21 protein-coding genes are annotated in these 21759 nt (G+C 63.4%); 10 read left to right on the top strand and 11 right to left on the bottom strand.

The window, feature by feature from the left end:
• Window positions 1-30 precede the first annotated feature (30 nt).
• Window positions 31-981, bottom strand: a complete 951-nt coding sequence (locus LMT64_RS01975) for an electron transfer flavoprotein subunit alpha/FixB family protein (protein WP_126351380.1) — start codon at window positions 979-981, stop codon at window positions 31-33.
• A 37-nt stretch (window positions 982-1018) separates the two neighbouring features.
• On the bottom strand, window positions 1019-1780 hold the full coding sequence (locus LMT64_RS01980) for an electron transfer flavoprotein subunit beta/FixA family protein (protein WP_126351379.1): 762 nt from the start codon (window positions 1778-1780) through the stop codon (window positions 1019-1021).
• Between the two features lie 306 nt (window positions 1781-2086).
• On the opposite strand from LMT64_RS01980, the gene LMT64_RS01985 reads away from it, so the two are divergent.
• The 3 genes from LMT64_RS01985 to LMT64_RS01995 all read left to right on the top strand — a co-directional run bounded on the left by LMT64_RS01985 (window position 2087) and on the right by LMT64_RS01995 (window position 4296).
• Entirely contained in the window at window positions 2087-2758 is a 672-nt protein-coding gene (locus tag LMT64_RS01985) for a hypothetical protein (protein WP_126351378.1), read from the top strand.
• An 83-nt stretch (window positions 2759-2841) separates the two neighbouring features.
• A complete protein-coding gene (locus tag LMT64_RS01990) occupies window positions 2842-3600 on the top strand; it encodes a hypothetical protein (protein WP_126351377.1) in 759 nt (252 codons plus the stop codon).
• Between the two features lie 111 nt (window positions 3601-3711).
• On the top strand, window positions 3712-4296 hold the full coding sequence (locus LMT64_RS01995; RefSeq protein WP_126351376.1) for a hypothetical protein: 585 nt from the start codon (window positions 3712-3714) through the stop codon (window positions 4294-4296).
• Window positions 4297-4570: 274 nt separating this feature from the next.
• Here LMT64_RS01995 and LMT64_RS02000 read toward each other — a convergent pair whose 3' ends face one another.
• Both LMT64_RS02000 and LMT64_RS02005 read right to left on the bottom strand, forming a co-directional pair.
• On the bottom strand, window positions 4571-4999 hold the full coding sequence (locus LMT64_RS02000) for a hypothetical protein (protein WP_126351375.1): 429 nt from the start codon (window positions 4997-4999) through the stop codon (window positions 4571-4573).
• Window positions 4999-6513 (bottom strand): glycine--tRNA ligase, encoded by a 1515-nt coding sequence (locus LMT64_RS02005; protein ID WP_126351374.1) that lies wholly within the window; start codon window positions 6511-6513, stop codon window positions 4999-5001. Before LMT64_RS02005 ends, LMT64_RS02000 begins: the two co-directional genes overlap by 1 nt.
• A 308-nt stretch (window positions 6514-6821) precedes the next feature.
• On the opposite strand from LMT64_RS02005, the gene LMT64_RS02010 reads away from it, so the two are divergent.
• Entirely contained in the window at window positions 6822-7622 is an 801-nt protein-coding gene (locus tag LMT64_RS02010; RefSeq protein WP_126351373.1) for a hypothetical protein, read from the top strand.
• Window positions 7623-7685: 63 nt separating this feature from the next.
• Window positions 7686-8237 (top strand): DUF6428 family protein, encoded by a 552-nt coding sequence (locus LMT64_RS02015; protein ID WP_126351372.1) that lies wholly within the window; start codon window positions 7686-7688, stop codon window positions 8235-8237.
• Window positions 8238-8261: 24 nt separating this feature from the next.
• Here LMT64_RS02015 and LMT64_RS02020 read toward each other — a convergent pair whose 3' ends face one another.
• Together LMT64_RS02020 and acs are read right to left on the bottom strand one after the other, a co-directional pair.
• Entirely contained in the window at window positions 8262-9059 is a 798-nt protein-coding gene (locus LMT64_RS02020) for a hypothetical protein (RefSeq protein ID WP_126351371.1), read from the bottom strand.
• A 75-nt stretch (window positions 9060-9134) separates the two neighbouring features.
• Window positions 9135-11114: an acetate--CoA ligase gene (gene acs, locus LMT64_RS02025; RefSeq protein ID WP_126351370.1), complete on the bottom strand. Its 1980-nt coding sequence runs from the start codon at window positions 11112-11114 to the stop codon at window positions 9135-9137.
• Window positions 11115-11319: 205 nt separating this feature from the next.
• Between acs and LMT64_RS02030 the strand changes: the two genes are divergently transcribed.
• Both LMT64_RS02030 and LMT64_RS02035 read left to right on the top strand, forming a co-directional pair.
• Window positions 11320-11580, top strand: coding sequence for a stage V sporulation protein S (locus tag LMT64_RS02030; RefSeq protein ID WP_126351369.1), 261 nt, complete (start codon window positions 11320-11322; stop codon window positions 11578-11580).
• Window positions 11581-11757: 177 nt separating this feature from the next.
• A complete protein-coding gene (locus LMT64_RS02035) occupies window positions 11758-12462 on the top strand; it encodes a zinc metallopeptidase (RefSeq protein WP_126351368.1) in 705 nt (234 codons plus the stop codon).
• 139 nt (window positions 12463-12601) lie between these two features.
• Here the strand turns inward: LMT64_RS02035 and LMT64_RS02040 are convergent, their stop codons facing one another.
• Both LMT64_RS02040 and LMT64_RS02045 read right to left on the bottom strand, forming a co-directional pair.
• The gene (locus LMT64_RS02040) at window positions 12602-13009 is read right to left on the bottom strand and encodes a metal-sulfur cluster assembly factor (protein WP_126351367.1); all 408 of its coding nucleotides are present in this window, start codon (window positions 13007-13009) and stop codon (window positions 12602-12604) included.
• A 3-nt stretch (window positions 13010-13012) separates the two neighbouring features.
• Window positions 13013-13345 (bottom strand): rhodanese-like domain-containing protein, encoded by a 333-nt coding sequence (locus LMT64_RS02045; RefSeq protein ID WP_126351366.1) that lies wholly within the window; start codon window positions 13343-13345, stop codon window positions 13013-13015.
• A 93-nt stretch (window positions 13346-13438) separates the two neighbouring features.
• Between LMT64_RS02045 and LMT64_RS02050 the strand changes: the two genes are divergently transcribed.
• Window positions 13439-13732 (top strand): rhodanese-like domain-containing protein, encoded by a 294-nt coding sequence (locus LMT64_RS02050; protein ID WP_229253297.1) that lies wholly within the window; start codon window positions 13439-13441, stop codon window positions 13730-13732.
• Between the two features lie 116 nt (window positions 13733-13848).
• Here LMT64_RS02050 and LMT64_RS02055 read toward each other — a convergent pair whose 3' ends face one another.
• Together LMT64_RS02055 and LMT64_RS02060 are read right to left on the bottom strand one after the other, a co-directional pair.
• Window positions 13849-15843 (bottom strand): M14 family zinc carboxypeptidase, encoded by a 1995-nt coding sequence (locus tag LMT64_RS02055; protein ID WP_126351364.1) that lies wholly within the window; start codon window positions 15841-15843, stop codon window positions 13849-13851.
• Window positions 15844-15982: 139 nt separating this feature from the next.
• Window positions 15983-17227, bottom strand: a complete 1245-nt coding sequence (locus LMT64_RS02060) for an MFS transporter (protein ID WP_229253298.1) — start codon at window positions 17225-17227, stop codon at window positions 15983-15985.
• 507 nt (window positions 17228-17734) lie between these two features.
• Here LMT64_RS02060 and LMT64_RS02065 point away from each other — a divergent pair.
• Window positions 17735-20389, top strand: a complete 2655-nt coding sequence (locus tag LMT64_RS02065) for a U32 family peptidase (RefSeq protein WP_229253299.1) — start codon at window positions 17735-17737, stop codon at window positions 20387-20389.
• 14 nt (window positions 20390-20403) lie between these two features.
• Here LMT64_RS02065 and LMT64_RS02070 read toward each other — a convergent pair whose 3' ends face one another.
• Window positions 20404-20808, bottom strand: coding sequence for a hypothetical protein (locus LMT64_RS02070; RefSeq protein WP_126351362.1), 405 nt, complete (start codon window positions 20806-20808; stop codon window positions 20404-20406).
• Between LMT64_RS02070 and LMT64_RS02075 the strand changes: the two genes are divergently transcribed.
• A complete protein-coding gene (locus tag LMT64_RS02075; protein WP_170165922.1) occupies window positions 20794-21660 on the top strand; it encodes an ABC transporter ATP-binding protein in 867 nt (288 codons plus the stop codon). The genes LMT64_RS02070 and LMT64_RS02075 overlap by 15 nt on opposite strands.
• The last annotated feature ends 99 nt before the right edge of the window (window positions 21661-21759 follow it).

Consider the following 21759-nt stretch of genomic DNA (forward strand, 5'->3'; position numbering starts at 1 on the left):
GGGGGCTTTTCTCTTGGGACGCTGTGGGATTTAGCTGCGCGCAGCGCTGATCAGGGCCGGAACAATCTCGTTCACGTCGCCCACGATGCCGTAATCGGCCACCTTGAAGATCGGCGCGTCGGCGTCTTTGTTGATCGCCACGATGTATTTGCTCTTGCCCATGCCCGACAGGTGCTGCACTGCGCCGCTGACGCCCAGGGCGATGTAAGCGCCGGGCTGCACGGTCTTGCCGGTCTGGCCCACCTGCTCACCGTAAGGCCGCCAGCCAGCGTCCACCACGGCTCGGGTGGCACCCACGCCCGCGCCGATGGCGTCAGCCAGCCCCTCCACCAGTTCACCGAACTTCTCGGAGCTGCCCACGCCGCGCCCGCCCGTCACGATAACGTCGGCTTCGGTCAGTGCGACACGGTCCAGCTTCTCTTCGTTCTTGCCCGTCACCTGCAAGCGGGGCTGGGGCAGTTCCAGGTCCACGTCGTACTGAGGGCCTTGCTGTCCGGTAGGAGCCGCCGGAGCAAACGCGCCAGGCTTCACGCTCACCACGACCACTGGGCCACTGGCCTGCTGGGTTTCGGTCACGCGGGCCAGGTAGGAGTAGCGCTGGGCCTGTACGCCGCCCTCAGCCGCTTGAAGATGGATGACGTCTTCCAGGTAAGGGGCGTCCAGCTTGACCGCCACGCGGGGAGCGAACTCGCGGCCCGAACGGCTGCCCCCGGTCATGACCAGGCTGGCCTGGCCCTGCTGGGCAATCTGGGCGCTGGCAGCGGCCCACAGTTCGGCGTTGTAGCTGCCCAGCTCGGGGCGGTCGGCCACCAGCACCTGATCGGCAAACTGCGCAGCCTGATTGGCCACGTCGCCCACGCCGCTGCCCAGCACCAAGGCGGTGACAGGACCGGCCTGACCCGAAGCGCGGGCCGCCTGAATCATTTCGGCGGTGGATTTGGACAGCTGGCCGTCTTTGTGTTCAGCAATAATCAGAATCATAGATAAGGCTCCTTAAAGGTGACGGGGGGGCGTCGTCTCAGTTCAGGACTTTGGCTTCGTTGCGCAGCAGGCCCAGCAATTCCTGAGCCGCCGTCTGCGGGTCCGAGCCGTCGATCAACTGGTTCTTGCGCTGGCGCACCTGAATCTCGCTGCTGACCAGTTGCACCTTGTTCTGTGCCCCGAAACGGCTCAGGTCGTCTTTGCGCAGCTCCTTTTTCTTGGCCTTCATGATGTTGGGCAGCGTGGGGTAGCGCGGCTCGTTCAGGCCCTGCTGGGTGGTCACCACGGCGGGCAAGTCCAGCTGAAAGTTCTCGCTGCCGCTGTCCACGTCGTGGCGGCCCGTGAGGGTGCCGCCGCTCAGCGCGAGGTCGTTGGTCCAGGTGGCCTGCGGCCAGCTGAGGCGCTCGGCGGTGGCGGCGCCCAGGGCCTGGCTGTCCCAGTCGGCCTGCTGCCCACCAGCGAAGATCAGGCTCACGCCTTCTTCCTGGGCGACGGTGGCCACCACTTTGCTCACGGCGATGGGGTCCAGGTAGCCGCTCGTCTCCACGTGAATGGCGCGGTCAATGCCCATGGCCAGCGCGGTCCGCACGGCGTCTTCGGTTTGCGCCGGGCCGACAGCCAGCCCGATAATCTCTTCCACGTCGGCGCCGCCCTCGCGCAGTTGCAGGGCTTCTTCTACGCCGTACTCGTCCATGCCGTCAATCACCATGGTGGTGCCGCCCAGGTCCATCTGGCCACCTGCAGCTTTTACGCGGGCTTCGGCGTCGGGGACTTGGCGGATCAGGGTCAGAATTTTCATAGGGTTCCTCCTGGGGTCAAATAAGGGCGAAACTATCAACGGGCGCTTAGAGATTCTGCGGCCCACAGTGGCCTGCAAAATGATTCGTTGCGCCGGGTCAGACCTCATCAGTCTAAAGCAGGGCTGCCGGGTGTCACCGGGCGGAGAGCAGGGGAAGTGAACATCGGCAGGCATCGCGGCTTTTTGCCGCCATTTCCCCCGTGACCCGCCGGGTCAGACCATATTATTGAACCGAGTTCAATATTCTGAAAGTTTAACAGACGCCAATTTCAGAAAAGCATCACGCGGCTGGAATAGATTGTCACCATGAACAAGTTTTTTGCGGTGATTGCCGTGGCAGCTCTGGGCGCTGCCGGAGCACAGAGTGGCGTGCAGGTGGGCCAAAGTGGTGTAGAGCTGGGTCTGACCGGCGGCTACAGTGGGGGCCTGGGCGCTGAGGGCTTCGTGCATGTTCCCGAAGTGGCTGGGCCTTTCGGTGTGAAGGTGAGCGGCAGCTACACCTCCGCTGACCTGATCAACGACAGTGCAGAGTACGGTCTGCTGGGCACGGTGGGCGACGCCAAAGCGGACGGTCTGGTCACCGAAGCGGGCCGCGCCGTGGTGCTGGGCGTGGACGGCACCTACCGCCTGGGTCAGCTGGCCCCTGGCGCAGACGCCACGCTGTATGCCGGCGGCCGCTATGGCATGTTCAGTGGCACCGTCAGCCCGACCGATGGGTCTGACTCGGCTGTTTACTCCTCGAACGCCCTGGGCGTAGGCGGCGGCCTGCAGGTGGCCTATCCGGTGGCCAACAACGTCAGTCTGGTGGGGGATCTGGGAGTAGATCAGTTCTTCAAAGCTCCAATCACCTACAGCCAGGGCGATCAGTCCGACACCGCCAAGCCAGGTGACGGCGCGAACTACGAGGTCAAAGACGAATTCCTGAGCCAGCCCGGCACGGTCTTCAAAGCCAAGGTGGGCGTAAAGTTCAGCCTCTAAGCTAGGTATTAATTTGGGGAGGTGGCCGCTGAGGGGTCACCTCCCCTTCTTTTTGAGGGGGACAGGCCCTTTATTATCGGAAGGTGACGCATAAGCGCTTTGCCAAATCCTCAGATCAGCGCGTGCAGCTGGACGAACCGGCGCGCCTGCGGCCCATGACGCCTGAACCCCCGCTCCCCCAGCCAGATGTTCAGCGGGAAGCCGCGCCGCCTTCGGTGTTCCAGCGGGTGTTTGGGCTGGCCATGGCGGGGATGGCAGGCATCGCCGCGCTGGGGTTATTGCTGATTTTTTCGGTGGTGGCTTTCGTCACGGGTCATGGAGCGCTGGGTGCAGCATTGCTGGCGCTGACGCTGCTCGTCGTGCTGGTGATCGGCTACCTGGGACTCCAGACGGCGCAGCGGGGAGTTCGTCAGGGCCGCCGCCGCGCCGCGGAAGTGCGCGAAGACCTGAACCTGGACCGCGCCAGCTTGGAGCAGCGCGGAGCCGAGCGTGATCTGATCCGGCTGCTGAACCGCCATGAGTCCCGTTTACCCGCAACTTCGCGTCCTCAGCTCCGGGCCACCGTATCGGCCATGCACGCCGCCATGCAGGCCACCCGGGGTGAACTGGGCCGCGAGGCCTACGAGGTACGGCAAGCGGCCCAAGAAGATCTGCCGCGGCTGCTGGAACTGGCCGGACCGGAGCAGCAAGCTGATCTGGCTGAGGCTTTGGGGCTGATTGAGCGGCGTATGGGGCAGATCGCGGATGAGCAGCGTCAGCGTCAGCGGCGCGACTATGACACCCAACGTGAGTACCTGAGGGGCAAGTACGCTCCCGGCGAAGCTTTATCAGATCATGATTGACCTTAAGAAAATCGGACAAATTCCTACTCATAAGCTGGCGGTCAGACTTGGCCAAGCCCTATTTGCGCAATTCTCATAGAGCGTCTGGACGGCCTGGGCAAAATGGAACCCATGAAACACTTTGTATTTCCGACTATGCAAGCAGCCAACGATTTTGCTAACGAACTGAAGCGTCAGGGCTTGGTCCGTGAAGACCACCGCCAGCATGCTTACAGCCAGGGCCAGACCGAAGGCTTTGCTGGCCGTACCACGGGTACCCAGTACACCGACACCCACTACACCACCGGCACTTACGCCAACGACAACATGGACGGCGAGTCCATCGGCGAAGAAGCTGTCAAAGGCACCGTAGTAGGCGCTGCAACTGGCGCTGCTGCTGGCCTGGCTGGCGCTGCACTGGCTGGCGCGACCGCTGCTACCGTCGCTACCGGCGGCCTGGCTGCTCCCCTGATCGGCCTGACCCTGCTGGGGAGTGGCGTTGGTGCGGCTGTCGGCGCTGCTGGCGAAGCTGCCCGCGAAGCTGATGACGCTGGTACGACCGGCTACTACGACACCTACGACACCGGCACCACCAACTACAGCACCATCAACGAAACCTACCAGAGTGGTGGCCGCGCTGTGGCCGTAGACGACAGCGTGAACGAAGCCGCCGTAATGGACGCTGCCAACCGCTTCGGTGGCCGTCTGGTCGGCTGATCTAGCCTACTGAAGAGGGCAGGGCTCTTAGGGCTCTGCCTTTTTCTTTGGACAGATGTAGTAACAAAAAGGGAGGAGACAGCGCCTTATTTGGGACTGCCTCTTCCTTTTCTTTTGTGTGTAGTGTTCAGCCCTTGCCGAGTGTTAGCTGGGAGCATGTCGGTTGAACCCCAAACGGGATGTGCCAAGCTGCTCGCATAACATCGCGGCGACGGCTGCGACGGCTGCTTCGCCGCGATGTTATGGACACCTCTGGGGCAGGTCATCGGGTGGCTTACTGTTTTCCTTCAGTCACCCGCCATAGCACTGCCTGGTCTATGCGCCAGCGCTGGGCAGCCACCTCATCAAGGCTCAGTTGTCGCATCGCGGGCACTTGCTCAAAGTCCCAGTCGGAATACAGCCGCACTTCGCCCACTTCAGCGCACAGCAGCGCCAGAGCTTCGGCGAGGGACGCCATCATCACGCCAGATTCAGCTGATCCGTCTGATTCAAAGGCACAGCCGCAGCCGTCGCTGCTGTCAAGGCGGTGTACCTGCTGTCCCAGTGCTTGCCGCACGCGGGCGGGTGGGTGCGCTTCCCGGGCCAGCCGCAAAGAACGTCGCTGTGAGGTAGCAATCAGGCGCTCTTGGGGCTGGTGTGGTTTACCTGTGGCCGTCGCTTTGCCCGCAGGCGCACCCAAAGCCAGGTACACCATGCGGCACATCAGCGCAGCTTGCCCTGTAGCCAGCCGGCCAGATCGGCAATCGCCACGCGCTCTTGGGCCAGCGTGTCACGGTCACGGATGGTCACTGTGTCGGTCAGCGCGGCGTCCTCGCCTTTGCCCACCGTGTCAAAATCCACGGTGACGCAGTAGGGCGTGCCGACCTCATCGTGACGGCGGTAAGCCTTGCCGATGTTGCCGCTGTCTTCCAGCAAAATGCGGCCCAGCCCCAGGCTTTGCAGATCCGCCTTGATCTGGCGGGCCAGGTCCACCAGTTCAGGTTTGTTGCGGGCCAGCGGAATCACCGCCACCTTGATGGGAGCCAGGTGGGGGCGGAGTTTCAGCACAGTCCGCTCGTTGCCGTTTTCCAGCGTTTCTTTGTGGTACGCCTCGCTCAGCACCGCCAGCAGGGCGCGGTCCACCCCAGCCGAGGGTTCGATCACGAACGGCACGACCGGCTTGTTGGTTTCAGGGTGCGGAATGGTCAGCTTGGCGACGCTGTCGGCATTTTCCATCACCTGCGCGCTCAAGTCCAGTTCGGCCTGTCCCTTGGTGTGGGAACCCAGGTCAAAGTCGGTGCGGTTGGCGATGCCTTCGATTTCATCATGTCCCAGGGTCGGAAAGTCGTACATCAGGTCGTAGGTGCGCTTGGAGTAGTGCGCCAGGTCGTCGGCGGGGACGTCTTCTACGATGATTTTGCCCCGTGGCACGCCCTGGGCTTCCCACCAGCTCAGACGCTTTTCCAGCCAGTGCTCGTGCCACTCCTCGTCGGTTCCGGGGGCGCAGAAGAACTCGATCTCCATCTGCTCCATCTCGCGGACCCGGAACACGAAATTGCGCGGCGTGATCTCGTTGCGAAACGCCTTGCCGATCTGCGCAATACCGAAGGGCAGACGGCGGCTGGTGCTGTCCACCACATTCTTGAAGTTCACGAAGATGCCCTGCGCGGTTTCGGGCCGCAGGTAGGCGTAAGAATCTGCGTCGGGTACGGGACCCACGGTGGTCTTGAACATCATATTGAAGGGGCGTGGCTCAGTCCACTCGCCTACTTCGCCGGAGTGTGAGTCACGCACGCCAGCCGCCACCAGAAGTTCAGCGGCGCGGGCTGGGTTTTCCATCAGCCGGGCCGAAACGGCAGCGATGTTCTCCGGTTGCTCGCCTACCCCTTCAGCCACTTTGGCCAGCACCTCAGCCTTCTGATCCTTGACCAGGTGGTCCAGGCGGTAGCGCTTGCCATTTTTCTTGTTGTCCACCATCGGGTCGTTGAAGGTGGCCTCGTGCCCGGAGTGCCGCAGCGCCAGCCGGTGCATGATGATGCTGGCATCCAGGCCTTCCATGTCGTCGCGCTCGTGGACATTGGCGCGCCACCAGGCGTTCTTGATGTTGTTTTTCAGCTCTACGCCTAGTGGGCCGTAGTCGTAGAAACCTTGCAGGCCGCCGTAAATCTCACTGCTCTGAAAAATAAATCCCCGGCGTTTGCAGAGGCTGACCAGTTCTTCCATCGTTTGTGCGGGCATGTGTGGCTCCTTTCGTTGACTGCCGATGATGCTTAAGGGGGTTTCTCTGGGTATCAGCGATACAGACATGTCCCGGACAAGCGTCGTTGCTTATCCGGGGACGCACGGGACATGCGCGGTTCCACCCCAGTTCCGGCCCACTTGGCCAGCACTTTTACCTTTTCCTCGGCTCCCCGCTGCCCTTCGCCGCCTGCCCGCCTGCCTGACTTTCACCGTCTCAGGCTCGCTGTGTGGGGGCTGGATGCGGCTACTCCTTCGGTTCGTCGCCTGTGGGCATTGTGGCGCGGCCCTGTGAGAAAATGCAAGCCATGATGCAGCGTCTTCTTCTCCTGGCGTTGCTGCTCTGGGGTGGGGCAGCCGCCCTGACTCCCGCCGAGGTGGAACGGTGGCCCGTCATTTATGACCCGGCAGCGCCGAGCGTGGAGCAACGATTTTCCAGTGCTGAGGCGGCGCTGCTGACTCAGATCGCCGGGAGCAAGCCGGTTCGCCTGGCCATGCAGACCGTTCAGAAGGAGCATTCTTACCGCACCTTGATCCCTCTTGGCCTGGAAAATGTCCTGTTCAGCGTGGTCGCTCCTTTCCGAACAGCCCAGCCTGAGCGTCTGACCGTCTTTGACGTGATGGACGGGGAACCGCCGGTCTTGCTGGCGGTGCTGTCCAGTGAACAGGGCAGCGCAGGCTGGCTGGTTGATCTGGGGAGGGTGATCAATACGGGCCTGTGCGGTGCGACAGAAGGCTACAGCCTGCGTGACCTCAACCGGGACGGCCGGCGTGAAATGGCCTTGGTCATAGGATGTGGCGACGCTGGAAGTGGAAGTGCGGATTTGTCGCTGTTGGACTGGCAGGCGGGCGAACTCCGGCAGTTCGGCCAGCTGGAGATCTACCGGAGTGATCCATTTGGCTCTCCGGCGGGAAGTGTCACCACCGAGGCCACGGTGCATGTCCTCAAAGGTGCCAGGCCCAGGATAGTGAGCGTAGAAGAAACGTTGATCTCCGCCCGCCAAGTGCAGGAGCAAGCGCAGCCTCAGGTCCTGTCTCGCCAGACCACATTGCGCGAAATGGAGCCGATATCGGCGCAGGACCGTCTGCGTGTGCGGCGTTTGTGGTAGGACCGGACACCCTATCTCACATATAGATTGACAATCCTCAATGTATAGGTCTAGGCTCTGGGCATGACCCAGCGCGCTGCGCCAGCCATGACCCAGCCCTCGGCCCAAAGCCTCAGCACCGCCGAGTTTCTGGCGGCCCTACAGGTGCAGCCCCAGCGCCCGCTGGAGTTCTGGCTGCACGGTGAGCGGCTGGTTGGGGCGGGCTACCACCTCACCGAAATCGGCGCGGTCAGTGTGGAGGCGGTGGACTGCGGCGGCACGGTCAACCGCTGGCGCGAGACGGTGTTTCAGTTGATGGACGGCACACCAGAAGAAGCGCAGCGCGGCTGGATGACCACCCGCAAGGCGCTGGCGATTATCGAGCGGGTTACTGCCAAGATCACGCTGGATCTATCGGCTCCGGCCCGCTTCGAGTATGGGAGCCTGACCCGTCCAGCGCTGCGTTACGGCGTAGAGCGGCTGGAACTGGGGCCGGAGCGCCTGACCGTGCATCTCAGCTTGCCGGGCGTGCAGTGCAAGGCGGGCGACGTGTGCGGCCTGCCCGCTGGCCTGGTGGTCGCGGACAGTGGACTGACGGTGGCCGGAAGCTGTGAGCAAGGCGGTGGGTGCTGCTAGGCCAACCAGCAAGGCGGGCATTGGTCAGCGGGTAGGCCGGGCCGTCTGCCAGCCCAGCACGCCTCCTAACAGTGGCAACAGGGCCGCAAGAGGCCACGCCAGCATAGAGGGCCACGCCCTGACCAGCACCCCGCCCAGCGCCAGCCCAGCACAGATGCCCCAGAAGGCGGCCAGTGGATGGCGCGGCTGCCCGGTGCGGGCCGCCAGGCCGCGCAGCCACAGCAGCGGCAACAGGCTGAGCAGGAGGCCGTACAGCAGGGCCGAGCCAGCGAGGAACGCTGCACCGATCAGCAGGTCGGCCAGCGCCAGCCCCGTCAGCGCAGCGGTCCGGGCATAATCCACCCCGGCGGCTGCCACGGCCCCCAGTACCGGCAGGCCCAAAGGCTTCAGCCAGGGCCACAGTGGGAGGTAGGAAGTGGCCGGTTCACTCTGTTCCTGCGGGCCAAAGAGATAGCCCAGGGCGCCCCCCAGCAGCGCTGCTGGCCCCAGCACCAGCACAAAGCCGCCCAGCAGGTACAGCCCCAGCCCGATATTGGCGTCCTGGTTGTACTGCGGGTCCATCAGCACATAGTTGCAGTAGGCGGCGGCCAGCGCCGCACCCAGGCCCGCGCCCCAACACACCCCGCGCCGGGGCTGACTGACGGTCAGCCCTGCGGCGGCCAGCAGCGGCAGCGACAGATACAGCCCAGTGAGCAGCAACGTAGGCAAGGTTTCGCCGGGGTCAGAGAGCAGACGCAGCGCGGTTCCCGCCAGTCCGGTCAGCAGCATGACGGCCAGCAGATGCGGTGCGTCGGCATTCAGGGGAGTGAGGCGGGGGCGCATAGGCTTAGCCTAGGCAGCAAACGTGACCAGAAGCCGAATGGCTCTCACCGTGCAGAGGGTCATTCAGCTTCCGACTTACTCCACCGGAGTGGCCGCCAGTCGCTCCAGCACGCTGGGATCGTCCAGGGTGGAGGTATCACCCTCAATACTTTTCCCCGCCGCAATTTGCCGCAGGAAGCGGCGCATGATCTTGCCGCTGCGGGTCTTGGGCAGCGCCGGGGCCACCACGATATGGTCGGGCCGCGCCACCTTGCCGATCAGGTCGCTGACGTATTGACGCAGCTCCTGGGGGTCGGGGGTTTGGCCTTCTTGCGGCAGCACAAAGGCAAAGATGCTCTCGCCCTTCATCTCGTCGGGCTTGCCGACCACGGCGGCTTCGGCCACCTGTGGGTGGGCCACCAGCGCCGATTCCACCTCGGCGGTGCTCAGGCGGTGGCCGGAGACATTAAGCACATCGTCTACCCGGCCCAGCACCGTGACATAGCCGTCCTCGCTGCGCCGCGCTCCGTCTCCGGCAAAGTACACGCCGTCTATCTCGCCAAAGTACGTCTTGGCGTAACGCTCGTCGTCGCCGTACACCGTGCGGAGCATGCTGGGCCAGGGCTGGCGGAGGGTCAAAAATCCGCCTTCGTCCGCCTGCATTTCTTCGCCTTCACGGTTCAGGATGACCGGATCAATGCCGAACATCGGCACGCCCGCGGTCCCCGGCTCGGCAGGATGAGCGCCCGGCAGCGTGGTCAGCATGATGGAGCCGGTTTCGGTCTGCCACCAGGTATCCACCACCGGGCAGCGCTCAGCGCCAATGACGCGGTGATACCAGTGCCAGGCCTGCGGATTGATCGGTTCGCCCACACTGCCTAGCAAGCGCAGGCTGCTCAGGTCGTATTCAGCAGGCGTGTCGTCACCATGACGCATAAAGGAGCGGATGGCGGTGGGCGCGGTGTACAGGATGGTAATGCCGTGCCGCCCAATCATGTCCCAGAAGCGGCCCCAGTGGGGATAGTTGTGCGCGCCCTCATACATAAAGGTGGTCTGGCCCAGCAGCAGCGGTCCATAAGTACTGTAGGTGTGCCCGGTGATCCAGCCCACGTCGGCGGTGCACCAGAACAGGTCATGATCTTTGAGGTCCAAAGCGGCATAGGTGCTCAGCGCCGCCCCGATCATGTACCCGGCGGTGGTGTGTAGGATGCCTTTGGGCTTGCCGGTACTCCCAGAGGTGTACAGGATGAACAGCGGGTGTTCGCTGTCCAGTGGCAGGGCATCCTCACGCTCATCGGTCCGCGCCTCGTGCCACCAGTGGTCGCGGCCCGGCTGCATGGTCACGTCACTGCCGGTATGCCGCACCACCAGCACACCGCGCACCGCCTGGCCCTGTTCTTCGGCCAGCTTGATGGCCTCGTCCACCACGCTTTTCAGCGGCAACGGTTCGCCTTTGCGCTGCCCAATGTCGGCAGTAATGACAAATTCGCTGCCCGCGGCCACCATCCGGTCGGCAATCGCGCCCGCCGCGAATCCGCCGAACACCACGGTATGCGGCGCACCGATACGGGTACAGGCCAGCATCGCCATCACCGCTTCGGGGATCATCGGCAGGTAGAGGGTCACACGGTCGCCCTTTTTCACGCCCAAGCGGGTCAATGCTGCAGCGGTAAGGCTCACCTCGTCCAGCAGCTGCGCGTAGGTGTACTCGCGCACTTCGCCCTCCTCACCTTCCCAGACCAGCGCCCGCTTGTCCCCGCGTCCCGCGTCTACGTGGCGGTCCAGCGCGTTGTAGGACAGGTTGGTCTGCCCGCCCACGAACCACTGGGCAAAGGGCGGTTGCCAGTCCAGCACCCGGTGGTAGGGCTGAAACCAGTGAAAGTCCTTGGCGCGGGCGTCCCAGAAGGTTTCTGGACTCTCAATAGACTCGCGGTACCACTCGGCATATTGCCCAGGCGTCACGTTGGCCTGAGCGGCAAATGCCTCAGGCACCGGAATCCGGGCCTCCTGGCGCGAGATATGCTCGATGCTGCCCTGCTCGGGCAAGTTGGGCCGCAGTAGGTCGGACTGGCTCATGGATTTCCTCCTGAAAAGTCATGATGGATACGAGTTTTTCTGTGTGCGGCAGTTTAGCGTACGTTGTCTTACCGGAATGGGGTTGGCCCGTCATCTGATTGCCGTTCAGTGTTTATTTGCTCAACTGCTGGTCGGTTCCAGCCGTTGGGTAACTTTTTCAAGCTGTACCGACCTCCAGGGGCTTACCTGAGGCATAGTGGGGAAGATGATGCAGCTGAAAGTGGCTTCTAACTCTGCGCCCAAGGCTCTGGCGGGGGCGGTGTCCGGCCTGCTTCGCGCCGAGCCACAGGTAGAACTGCTGGCCGTGGGGCCACACGCGGTCAATCAGGCCGTCAAGGCTCTGGCGATTGCCCGTGGCTACCTAGAAGCCGATGGCATTGACGTGATTGTGCAACCGGCGTTTGCGCCTGCGGCTCAGGGCGGTGTCCAACTGGTCTTGCTGGCTACCGCGATCCGCAGACTTTAGCGAGGATTTAATCAGACTTCGGTAGAATGCCTTTATCCGCCATAATGGGCCAGAAGTACGCCTGAGGCGGACTGTGGGGGCACAGCGAACCCACTTGATCGACACTGCTTCGCTGTCACACCAAGAGACAAATGAGCGGCCAACTGCGCTGCTCCCCCAATAAGGAGTGATCAACTGATGGATCCTATGATGTATGGCACGGGCGGCGGAAGCGGTTATTTCCCGCTGATTATCGGGCTGATGGTGCTGTCCTTTGTGGTGCAGTTCTACCTGAAGAACGTTTACGGCAAGTGGATGAATGTTCGCAACAGCGCTGGCCTGACCGGCGCTGAAGTCGCCCGGCGCATGCTGGACGACGCCGGACTGCAACACGTTCCGGTCAAGATGACCCCCGGCGAGCTGAGCGATCACTACGACCCCATCAAGGACGAGGTGTACCTGTCAGAAGCCAACTTCCGCAACCCCAGTGTGGCGGGCGCTGCGGTGGCCGCGCACGAGGTGGGTCACGCTATTCAGGACAAGATCAGCATGCCTGCGCTGGTGGCCCGTGGCAAACTGGCCGTGCCGCTGAGCATTGGCAGTAACTTGGCCCCCTGGATGTTCCTGGCAGGGCTGTTGCTCAGCCTTGGTCCGCTGATGTGGCTGGGCGTCATCCTGTTCGGCGCGGCGCTGCTGTTTCACCTGATTACCCTGCCCGTCGAGTTCGACGCCAGCCGCCGCGCGATGGCGTACATGAAGTCCAACGGCCTGGTCGCCGCCGGAGCCGAAACCAAAGGCGCACAAACGGTGCTGACGGCCGCCGCGCTGACCTACGTCCTGGCCTTTGCGATGGCGCTGGCCCAGTTCTTGCACTTCCTGAACATCGCCCGCAGCAGCGACTAAAGGTTGCTGGCGAATCGTTGCTGGTTAATAACAAAGAAGGGCCGCCCGGAATCTTGGGCGGTCCTTTTCTTTTGAAGCTGACCACTTGAGCTGAGCGGCGTGGTTCCATCACCCATCAGCGCAGCGGAACCATCAATTTTTAGACGTTGAAGCCGAACATCCGCATCTGACGTTTGCCGTCTTCGGTCATCTTGTCCATGGTCCAAGGTGGCGTCCAGACGAATTCCACCTCTACTTCCTGCACACCGTCCAGGCGGCCTACGGCCATCTCGGCGTCGGCGCGGATCAGGTCCTGTACCGGGCAACCCACACTGGTCAGGGTCATGGTGACTTCGACCCGGCCACCTTCCATAATCTCTACGTCATAGATCAGGCCCAGATCCACCACGTTCACGGGGATTTCCGGGTCTTTGACGATCTTGAGGGCTTCCAGGACTTGTTCCTTGGTGGGTAGGTCGCTGTTACTTGAGGCTGCCGCTACGCTGCCAGCAGTTGCCGTCGCCGGAATTTGGTCAATCGGCGGCTTGGGCGTGTTTTGATCGTCCATGACTTACTCCCGGCTCGCGGGGCGCACGTGCGGCAGTTCTTGGCTAACCCAGTCGTTGGTGCCGCCACTCAGATTGTAAAGGTCACGGTAACCCTGGCCTTCCAGAAACTCGGCAGCTTTCATGGAGCGGCCACCGCTGCGGCAGATCAGGATGGTCTGACGGCCCTGGGGAATTTCGCTATAGCGCTCCTGTAACTGGCTGAGGGGGATGTTCACAGCGCCCTCGGCGTGGACCTCGGCGTACTCGTCCTCTTCGCGCACATCGATCAGCTGATAGTCGTCGGCGTTTTGGAGCTTGTCATTCGCCTCTTGCGGAGTCATTTCTTGAATAGGCATGGTTCCAGCATAAATGAAAGCGGCCAGGTCAAAATGTACCGCCCCTAAATACCAGGCCCAGTCCAACTGGCTGCGCGGCCATAGACTGGATGCATGCCCCTGCCTTCAGACGCGACCTTGCTAGATTTGCGGCCTCAGGAACTGCGCTTCGCTGATCCGCTGGAACGGATCCTGCCCAGCTATCCCGTGACTGTACTGACTCTTCAGGCCATTGAACACGGCGAATATCAGCCAGCCGATCTGGCTGGCCCGGTGGTGGTGGTGTGTGAGCGTGGTGTCCGCTCACCGCTGGCCGCGCAACTTCTCCAGGCGGACGGGGTGGATGCCCAGGCCTACCCCGGTGGTGTCCCTGCCCTCAAGCGGTCGTTGGCGCAGGGCGCCGGGTAAACTTGGGACCGGGACTCAGTGCTTCACGGGATTTCCCTAGAAGTCCAGAAAAAGAGGGAGCGCGCTAGGCAGCTCCCTCTTTTTCTGGACAGGGTAGGTCAGTGGGGGACTCTACCTTAGCGGTTCTCACCGAGGACGAAGCTGCCGCTGCCGGAGTAGGCGTTGACGATCCAGCGGTAGTAGCCGCTTGTGGCGTTGTAGGAGACACGCTCAGGGTTGGAGGTGCCGTCAGCCTGGGCGACGTAAGCCCAGTTGCTGCCGTTCCACTTCTGGAGGTAGAGATCAAAGTCAGCGCTAGCTGGGAACTTCAGCTCGCCGGTGATGGTGCCGCCAGCATACTGGTAGTACTGGGTGACCTGGTTCTGACCGCTATACAGGGTGCCTTGGTAGGTGCGGTCATAGGTGGGCGGGGTGGGTTCGGGCGTGGGATCGGGGGTTGGGTCCGGGGTGGGCGTGCTGCCCACGTTCAGGAACACAGCCGATACTGGACCAGTCGAGCCGCTGGTGTCGGTGGCGCGCACATAGACCGTGTGACGTCCGGCGCTTAGTCCGGCAGTGTTGATGGTGGCGCGCACGCCTTCACTGGTGCCGTTGAAGGTGCCGTCGGTAGCAGTCATGGCCACTGGAGTACCGCCAGCCCAGGGTGGGGTGTCAATAAAGTACTCGGCGCTGCGAATGGCCTGCGCGGTTGCGCCTACAGCCTGATTGTCGGTGGCGGTAGCGGTGAGGGTGGTTCCGCTGACCGCCACATTGGTGGCGTCGGGGCCTCCGGCCATCTGATACGGGGCGCGGGCCACTTTGGCGGCGTACAGCAGGGCATTCATGTTGCGCGGCAGAATGTCGCTGGTGAACTTGGAGCAGTCTTCAAAGAAAGCGTCGCCCAGTTCCAAGGTGTAAGAAGCCACGCCCAGGGTGCCGTAGGCGAACTCATCCGTGCCACCCGAAGCGGGGTACAGACCCACAGCCTGCATGGGCTTGTGACCGTTGTAGTACGAGAACTTGCGGCCCAGGTTCTCCATCGCAGCCGAGTTTGGTGGCTTGGTGCTGGTCGAACCGAAGGGCCACAGGTTCAGGCGCGAGTATGAGTGAATGTCGATGTAGATGCCCATCGTGTCTGCTGGAGCAGGCGAGGTCAGGTCGTCGTTGCGGCGGTCCGGGAACAGCTGGCGCATCAGGCCCATCAACGCCTGGGTTTCGGTCTCGCTGCCAGCGCTGGGACCCATGAAGGTTTCGTTGCACGGATCGGAGCTGGAGCCGCCCGTGTTCCAGCGGAAGGGGAAGTTGCGGTTCAGGTCCACACCAGGCGTAGAACCGGTGCCACAGAAACGGGTATTGACATTCTTGCGCCACAGTCGGCCCTGTTCAGCGCGGGCGCGGCCATCGGGGTTGGCCTGGAAGACCAGATAGAACTCCTGGCTGTCCAGCATCCAGGTGATGTCTGGGTTGGTGCCGTATTCGGCCACCAGCTTCTCGGCAAAGCGGAGGTTCAGCTCGGCGGTGGCGTACTCGCGGGCGTGCAGGGCACTGTTGAACAGCACCTTGGGCTTGGTTCCGCTGGTGTTTTTGTTGGTGAGCACCAGGCGGTAAATCGGGTTTCCGGCGGTGGTGCGGCCATGCTGCTCCCAGCGGGCCAGGTTGGGGTACTGCTGCACGATGCTCTGTGCAGCAGCGTAGGTTTCCTGCACAGTGCGGAAGCAGGGATAGCCACCGATGGCCTGGGCGTCCAGCGTGCCGTCGGCCTGCTGCTGCGTCAACTTCTCGTCGATGCTGACGGTAAAGCCCAGTTCCTGCCCACTGGCGCGCAGACGCTCGAAGTCTTCCTGGGTGACGTTGACAGTCAGGAACTTCTCGTCCTGGTTGAATTCCCAGGGTTCAAAGCTGATGGCCACTTTGTAGGCGGCTTCGATGTCGGTGTAGTCTACCCGCGCAAAAACTTCGCCGGTTTCGCTCTTGTCAAAGGTGGCGCACTCGGCTTCGGTGGCAGGGACGCGGGCAAACTCCTGCTTGGCGGGTGCCTCAGCGTCAGGAGCTGCGGGAGCCTCCGAGCTAGAGCAGGCGGATAGCGTCAGGGCCAGGGTCAGTAAACTGACCACTCCAAACATTTTATTCATATTTTCCCCCCCATTCGCAGCCTTGATCCTTCCTGTCCGGAAGGACCGCTTACCTCGTCTGGCTGCGTTTGAGGGCCTAAGTATAGGAACACCTTTCCCCCATTAGATGAGGAAAAACAATTGATTAAGATAGGCATGTTTATGCGTCTCGGCGCAGAAAACTGCAAGCTTGCCAGGCCAGCAGGTACAGTAGGGCGCTGCCCACGAACAGGGGTGTGTACCCCCAGCGGTCCGCCACCAGCCCGCCCAACACCGGGGCAAACAGCGCCACACCGACCAGGGTATTCAGTGTGCCGATATAGCGGCTGCGCTGGCCTTCAGGCGAGATATTCAGCAGATGGTTGGTGTGGCCCAGATTGAAGCCCTGCACCGCCACGCTGGACAGCACGAACACCAGGCCGTAAGCCACAGGCGGCCAGCCAAAGTGCCCGGCCAGCAGCGCAGTCAGCGGGGCCAGCGCAGCAAAAGCCGCCGCGTAACGCAGGATGCGGCGCGACCCTTTGCGCTCTGCCAGGCGTTGCCAGCCCACATTGCTCAGCGGTGCCGCCGCCGTGGTCGCCATAACGAACGTACCTAACGAGAGGGCGGGGTAGCCCAAATCGCGCAGGGCATAGACGGCGTAAAACGGTTCACCCACTGCCGCGAAGGCCAGCAGCAGCCGCACATTGAGGAAGGCTCTCAGGGCCGGGTCAGCCAGCGAGTCAGGAATAGAGCGTAGTTCCTCGCGGAAGTTGGCGGGCGGTAGGGGTTTGTCGGCTGGTTCGTCCACCCGCCCGAAAATCGCGTAGCCAGCCGTGAAGGCCAGGGTGCCCAGCAGGAAAATCAATGCGTAGTTGTAGGGAAAGCCCAGGTCCGACCCTAAAATCCAGCGCACGCCCAGCCCCGACGCGAAGGCCAGTAGGCCGCCGTACAGATTGCGGGTGCCGAAGAACCAGGCTCGCCGCTCGCTGGGAACCGTCTTGCTGACCACTTCCAGCCAGGGCAGTCCTGAAACTCCCGATGCCAGCGCGTTGATCATCATGGCGATCAGAAAGACAGTCAAGCACAGCGCGGGCCAGTCGGTCAGAAAGGCAGCGCAGGCCACCATGATCAGATAAGTGACCGTGCGGACCGTAGCGGCGGAGCGGTACAGCGGCAGCTTATGGGTCAGGGGCCGCGCCCGCGACGCGACGTAGAGCTGCGGCAGCATCCACCCGCCCTGGGCGATGGCGGGCAGCAGCCCGATCACGGCGTTGGGCGCACCCAGCTTGGCCGCGAAACCGGCCATGACAATCGCCACATTCATAAAGCCCTCGCCCAGCAGCACCAGCCAGCCGTTCAGGATCCCCAGCTGTTCGTTGGGGGTCCAGTGCTGCCAGGGGCGGGGGAGGGTTGGGCGCGGCATGGGGGGCATTATGCGCCCGCCGCTCTGACGAAAGCTTGATTGTCAGAAAGTCCACGTGCGGCGGCTTACGTATGGGTGAAAAAGTGTTCCGAGGTGCCGCAGCCTCGGCACTCGCTGTAAAACTGTCCACCCTGTTTGCGGGTGGTTTGCTGTGCCCCACAGCGGGGACAGGCGCGGCGAATAGCGGTGTTGCCCTGGCAGTCGGCGCACCTGAAGTAATAGCTGTGTTTGTGGAGGATGCTTAGGCGCGGGCTGCCGCATTTGCTGCACTGGAAAGCCCCTTCTTCCTGCTGGCTTGGGGCTGCGGCAGGGCGCGGTGTGGTTGGGCGCGTAGGAGTCGATGACATCATCTTCAACCGACTGGCACAGCTCCGCAGGAGAGCGGCAGCGAGTCTCAGCGGCATGACGAACGACCTATGATGCAATCTACACACACGAGCTACTGAGGGGGGTCAACGGGAACCGTTTTGCAATTGTGCCCCGCCAACCCCGCTACACTGCGCTGTTATGCCTGAACGCGCCGCCATATCCACTCCCCTCATCCGCAAGCCCGAAGTGATGGCCCCCGCCGGAGGCCGCGCCCAGATTCGGGCAGCGATTGAGGCGGGCGCAGACGCGGTATTTTTCGGGGTGAATCCCCCTGAGGCTGAGGCACGCCAGGGCGGAGCAGGCTTTCATGCGCGGGCCAAAGTAGGCATTTCCAGCGAGGAGCTGCCCGAAGTGATGCGCGAGCTGCACGAGCGGGGCGTGCTGGGGTTCGTCACCTTCAACATTCTGGTGTTCGACCGCGAACTGCGCCGTGCCGAGAAAAGCCTGATGGCGCTGGCCGAAGCGGGCGTGGACGCCATCATCGTGCAGGATCACGGCGTGGCGCGGCTGGCGCATGAAATCTGCCCGGACCTGCACATCCACGGGTCCACCCAGATGAGCATCACCTCTGCCGAGGGAGCCGAGTTGGCCCGCCGCTTCGGGGCCAACCGGGTGGTGTTGGGCCGCGAACTGTCGCTGACTGACATTGAACGAATCCGCCGCCAGACTGACATTGAGCTGGAAACCTTCGTACACGGGGCGCTGTGCGTTAGCTACTCGGGGCAGTGTTTCTCGTCCGAGGCGTGGGGCGGGCGCAGTGCCAACCGGGGTCAGTGTGCCCAGGCCTGCCGCCTGCCGTACGACCTGTTTGTGGACGGCGACTACCGCGACCTGGGCGACGCCCGCTACCTGCTCAGTCCCGGCGACCTCTACACGGTGCACCAGATTCCCGAACTGGTCCGCATCGGGGTGGATTGTCTCAAGATCGAAGGGCGCTACAAGGACGCTGAATTTGTCGCACTGACGACAGCGGCTTACCGCAAGGCGGTGGACGAAGCCTGGGCCGGGCTGCCGCTCAGCATTACCCTGCAGGAAGAAGAGGACCTGGAGCAGATCTACTCGCGCGGGCTGGGCGCGCACTTTATGAGCGGAACCAATCACCAGGCGGTGGTGCGCGGGCGGGCGCCGAGGCACCGGGGCGTGCGCGTGGGCACCGTGCGCGGCGTGACCGAGCGTGGCGTACTGGTGGAGTTGGAACGGCCCATCAAGGCCGGTGATGGCTTGGTGTTTGATCCTGCCAACTGGCGCAAGCCGGAGGGCCGTGAGGAAGGCGGATTCGTGTACGGCGTCTGGAAAGATGGCCGGCGGCTGGAAGACGGGGAAGTGGCCGAGAGGTTTGCCGAAGGCAGAAGGCCAAAGGCAGAAGGGAGAAGCTACGAGCTGCGCTTCGGGCGTGGCGCGGTGGATCCTGGCCGTGTGCGTGAGGGTGACCCAGTCTGGCGCACCCAGGACCCAGGCCTCAACGCCCGCATCAAGCCGCTGACCGAGGCGGCTGACCCGGTATATACTCGGCCCGTCACGGCGCATTTTGTCGGACGGTTGGGGCAGCTTCCCGCCCTCACGCTGAGCGATGAACAGGGCCGCACGGTCACGGCGCAGGGAGACACGCCGCTGGGCCAGGCCCGCAACCGGGCGCTGGACGAGGCGGGTTTGCGCGGGGCACTGGGCAAACTGGGGGGCACGGGGTATCACCTGGACGCACTGACCACGAGCCTGGAACCGGGCCTCTTTTTGCCGCTAGGCGCCCTGAACGCGCTGCGCCGCAAGGCCACCGCCGCGCTGACCGAGGTGCGGGGCCGTGCGCCTGAGCGTCAGGTGGTTCCTCAGCTGGAGAGCGCTCTGCGCGCCGCTGAGGGCCGGGAGCCGGACGTGCAGGAAGCCCAGTCCGATGCCCTGCACGTCCTGGTCCGCACCCCCGAACAACTGGAGGCGGCCATCACTGCCCGGCCTGACTCCATCACGCTGGACTACCTGGAGCTGTACGGCCTGAAACCCAGTGTGGAGCGGGTCAAGGCCGCCGGAGTTGCCGTGCGGGTGGCCAGCCCGCGCATCCTCAAGCCCACCGAACAGAACCTTCAGAAGTTCCTGCTGTCGCTGGACGCTGATCTGCTGGTGCGTTCGGGCGGCTTGCTCGAAGGCTTGCAGCAGGAGGCCGAGGGCCGAAAGCAGAGTGCTGAGGGCCAGGGGCGGCCTGCGCTGACTGGGGATTTCTCGCTGAACGCCGCCAACGTGCTGACCACCCGCGCCCTGCTGGACCTGGGGCTGACGCGCATCACGCCCACCCACGACCTCAACGCGCAGCAGGTGGCCGAGCTGGCTGGGCTGGTGGGGCCTCAGGTGCTGGAACCGATCGCCTACCAGCACTTGCCCGTCTTCCACACCGAGCATTGCGTGTTTTGCCGCTTTCTGAGTGACGGAACCGACTACACCAACTGCGGCCACCCCTGCGAGTCCCACCGGGTGGCGCTGCGCGACGAGCGCGGCATTCAGCACCCGGTCATGGCCGACGTGGGTTGCCGCAACACTGTTTTTGAGGGCCGCCCGCAGGTGGCGGGCCTTCACCTGGATGACTGGCATGCGGCGGGCATTCGGCACTTCCGGCTGGAATTTGTCCATGAGACTCCCGAGCAGGTGGCCGAAGTGATTCGCCTGCACCGCGAGTATCTGGGCGGGAGCATGGACAGCGCCGAACTGGAAGAAGCCCTGGAAGCTATCAGTGATCAGGGCGTGACCGAGGGGAGCTTGTTCGTACCGCGTGACTTCGGGGCGCTGGACGAACTGCCGATGCTGTAAGGGCGGGGAGCGGTTTAATCCTCCAGCTGCACCGCCGAATTCACCATAAAGTCGGTCTGCAGGGCGAAATCATCGCCCCCAACATAGTCGCTGACCGTCAGGACCAGATTCACATCCAGGAGCCAGCGCCCGCCGTCTGAGTCGTACAGCTTGGCCCCCAGGGGCAGACTGAGCAGAAAACCGCTCAGACCCTCCGGCCCCGCCTGGGTGCGCTGTTCTGGCTGTTCCAGTACTTCCAGGTGCAGCAAGACTGCCCCTTCGTCCTGAGCGGTCAGGGCGGTGTGAATTTCGCCGACCAGGAGCGCCAGTGGGTCGTGACTGATCCTGGTCAGCAGAACTTCTGCCCCGGTGAGGTGGTCCAGCCCGGTGACATACACTGGGTTCCCGGCGGAGGTGAGGGAGGTATGGACCGGCTGCATCTGCCCAGTCTAGAGGCCCTTTCTGTGCCAGGCCCGCCAGACCCCGCCGCCTACACTGCGCGGGTGATTGAAGTCAGCGGCTACACCAAGCGGTTCGGCAAACATACGGCGGTGGATGGCCTCAGCTTCAGCGTACGCGGCGGCGAGCTGTTCGGGCTGCTGGGCAGCAACGGCGCAGGCAAGACCACCACCATCCGCGCGCTGGTGGGGCTGACCCGGCCTACCTCCGGCGCGGTGCGGGTGGCAGGCTATGACGTCTGGGCGCAGCCGCTGGAGGCCAAGGCCGCCTTTGGGTACATCCCCGACCGCCCCTACCTGTACGGCAAGCTGACGGCCCGCGAACTGCTGCGCTTTGTGGGCGACCTGTACCGCGTGCCGGACGTGGGGGCGCAGATTGACCGCTGGCTGGAGTACTTCCGCCTGACCGAGTACGGCAACGAACCCGTGGAAACTTACTCGCACGGGATGCGCCAAAAAGTCGCCATCATCGCGGCGATGTTGCCCGACCCGCCCGTGTTGATCGTGGATGAGCCGATGGTCGGCCTTGACCCGCACGCGGCGCGGCAGGTGCGCGAGCTGTTCCGGGGCCACGCCGACCGGGGCCGCGCCGTGCTGCTGACCACCCACTCGCTGCCGCTGGCCGAAGCGGTGTGTGACCGCTTGGTGGTGCTGGACCGGGGTCGCGTGCTGGGTGCGGGCACGCTGGACGAGCTGCGGACCCAGACCGGAACGGCGGCGGGCGGCGTAGCAGGCGACAGCCTGGAACGGGTCTTTTTCCGGCTGCTGGAAGAGGAGCAGGCCAATGAACAGGCAGCGCGGGCGGCAGCGGGAGTGAATGATGCGGAGGGCTAAGAGCAGAGGGCTGAGGGCTTTTTTTACCCCTCTCCCAAGCGGAGCGGGTCTGCCGCAGACGGAGGTGAGGGGTCTTTTTGGCTCTCTGCCCTCTGCTCT

It is taken from the genome of Deinococcus radiophilus (assembly GCF_020889625.1).
Lineage (GTDB): Bacteria > Deinococcota > Deinococci > Deinococcales > Deinococcaceae > Deinococcus > Deinococcus radiophilus.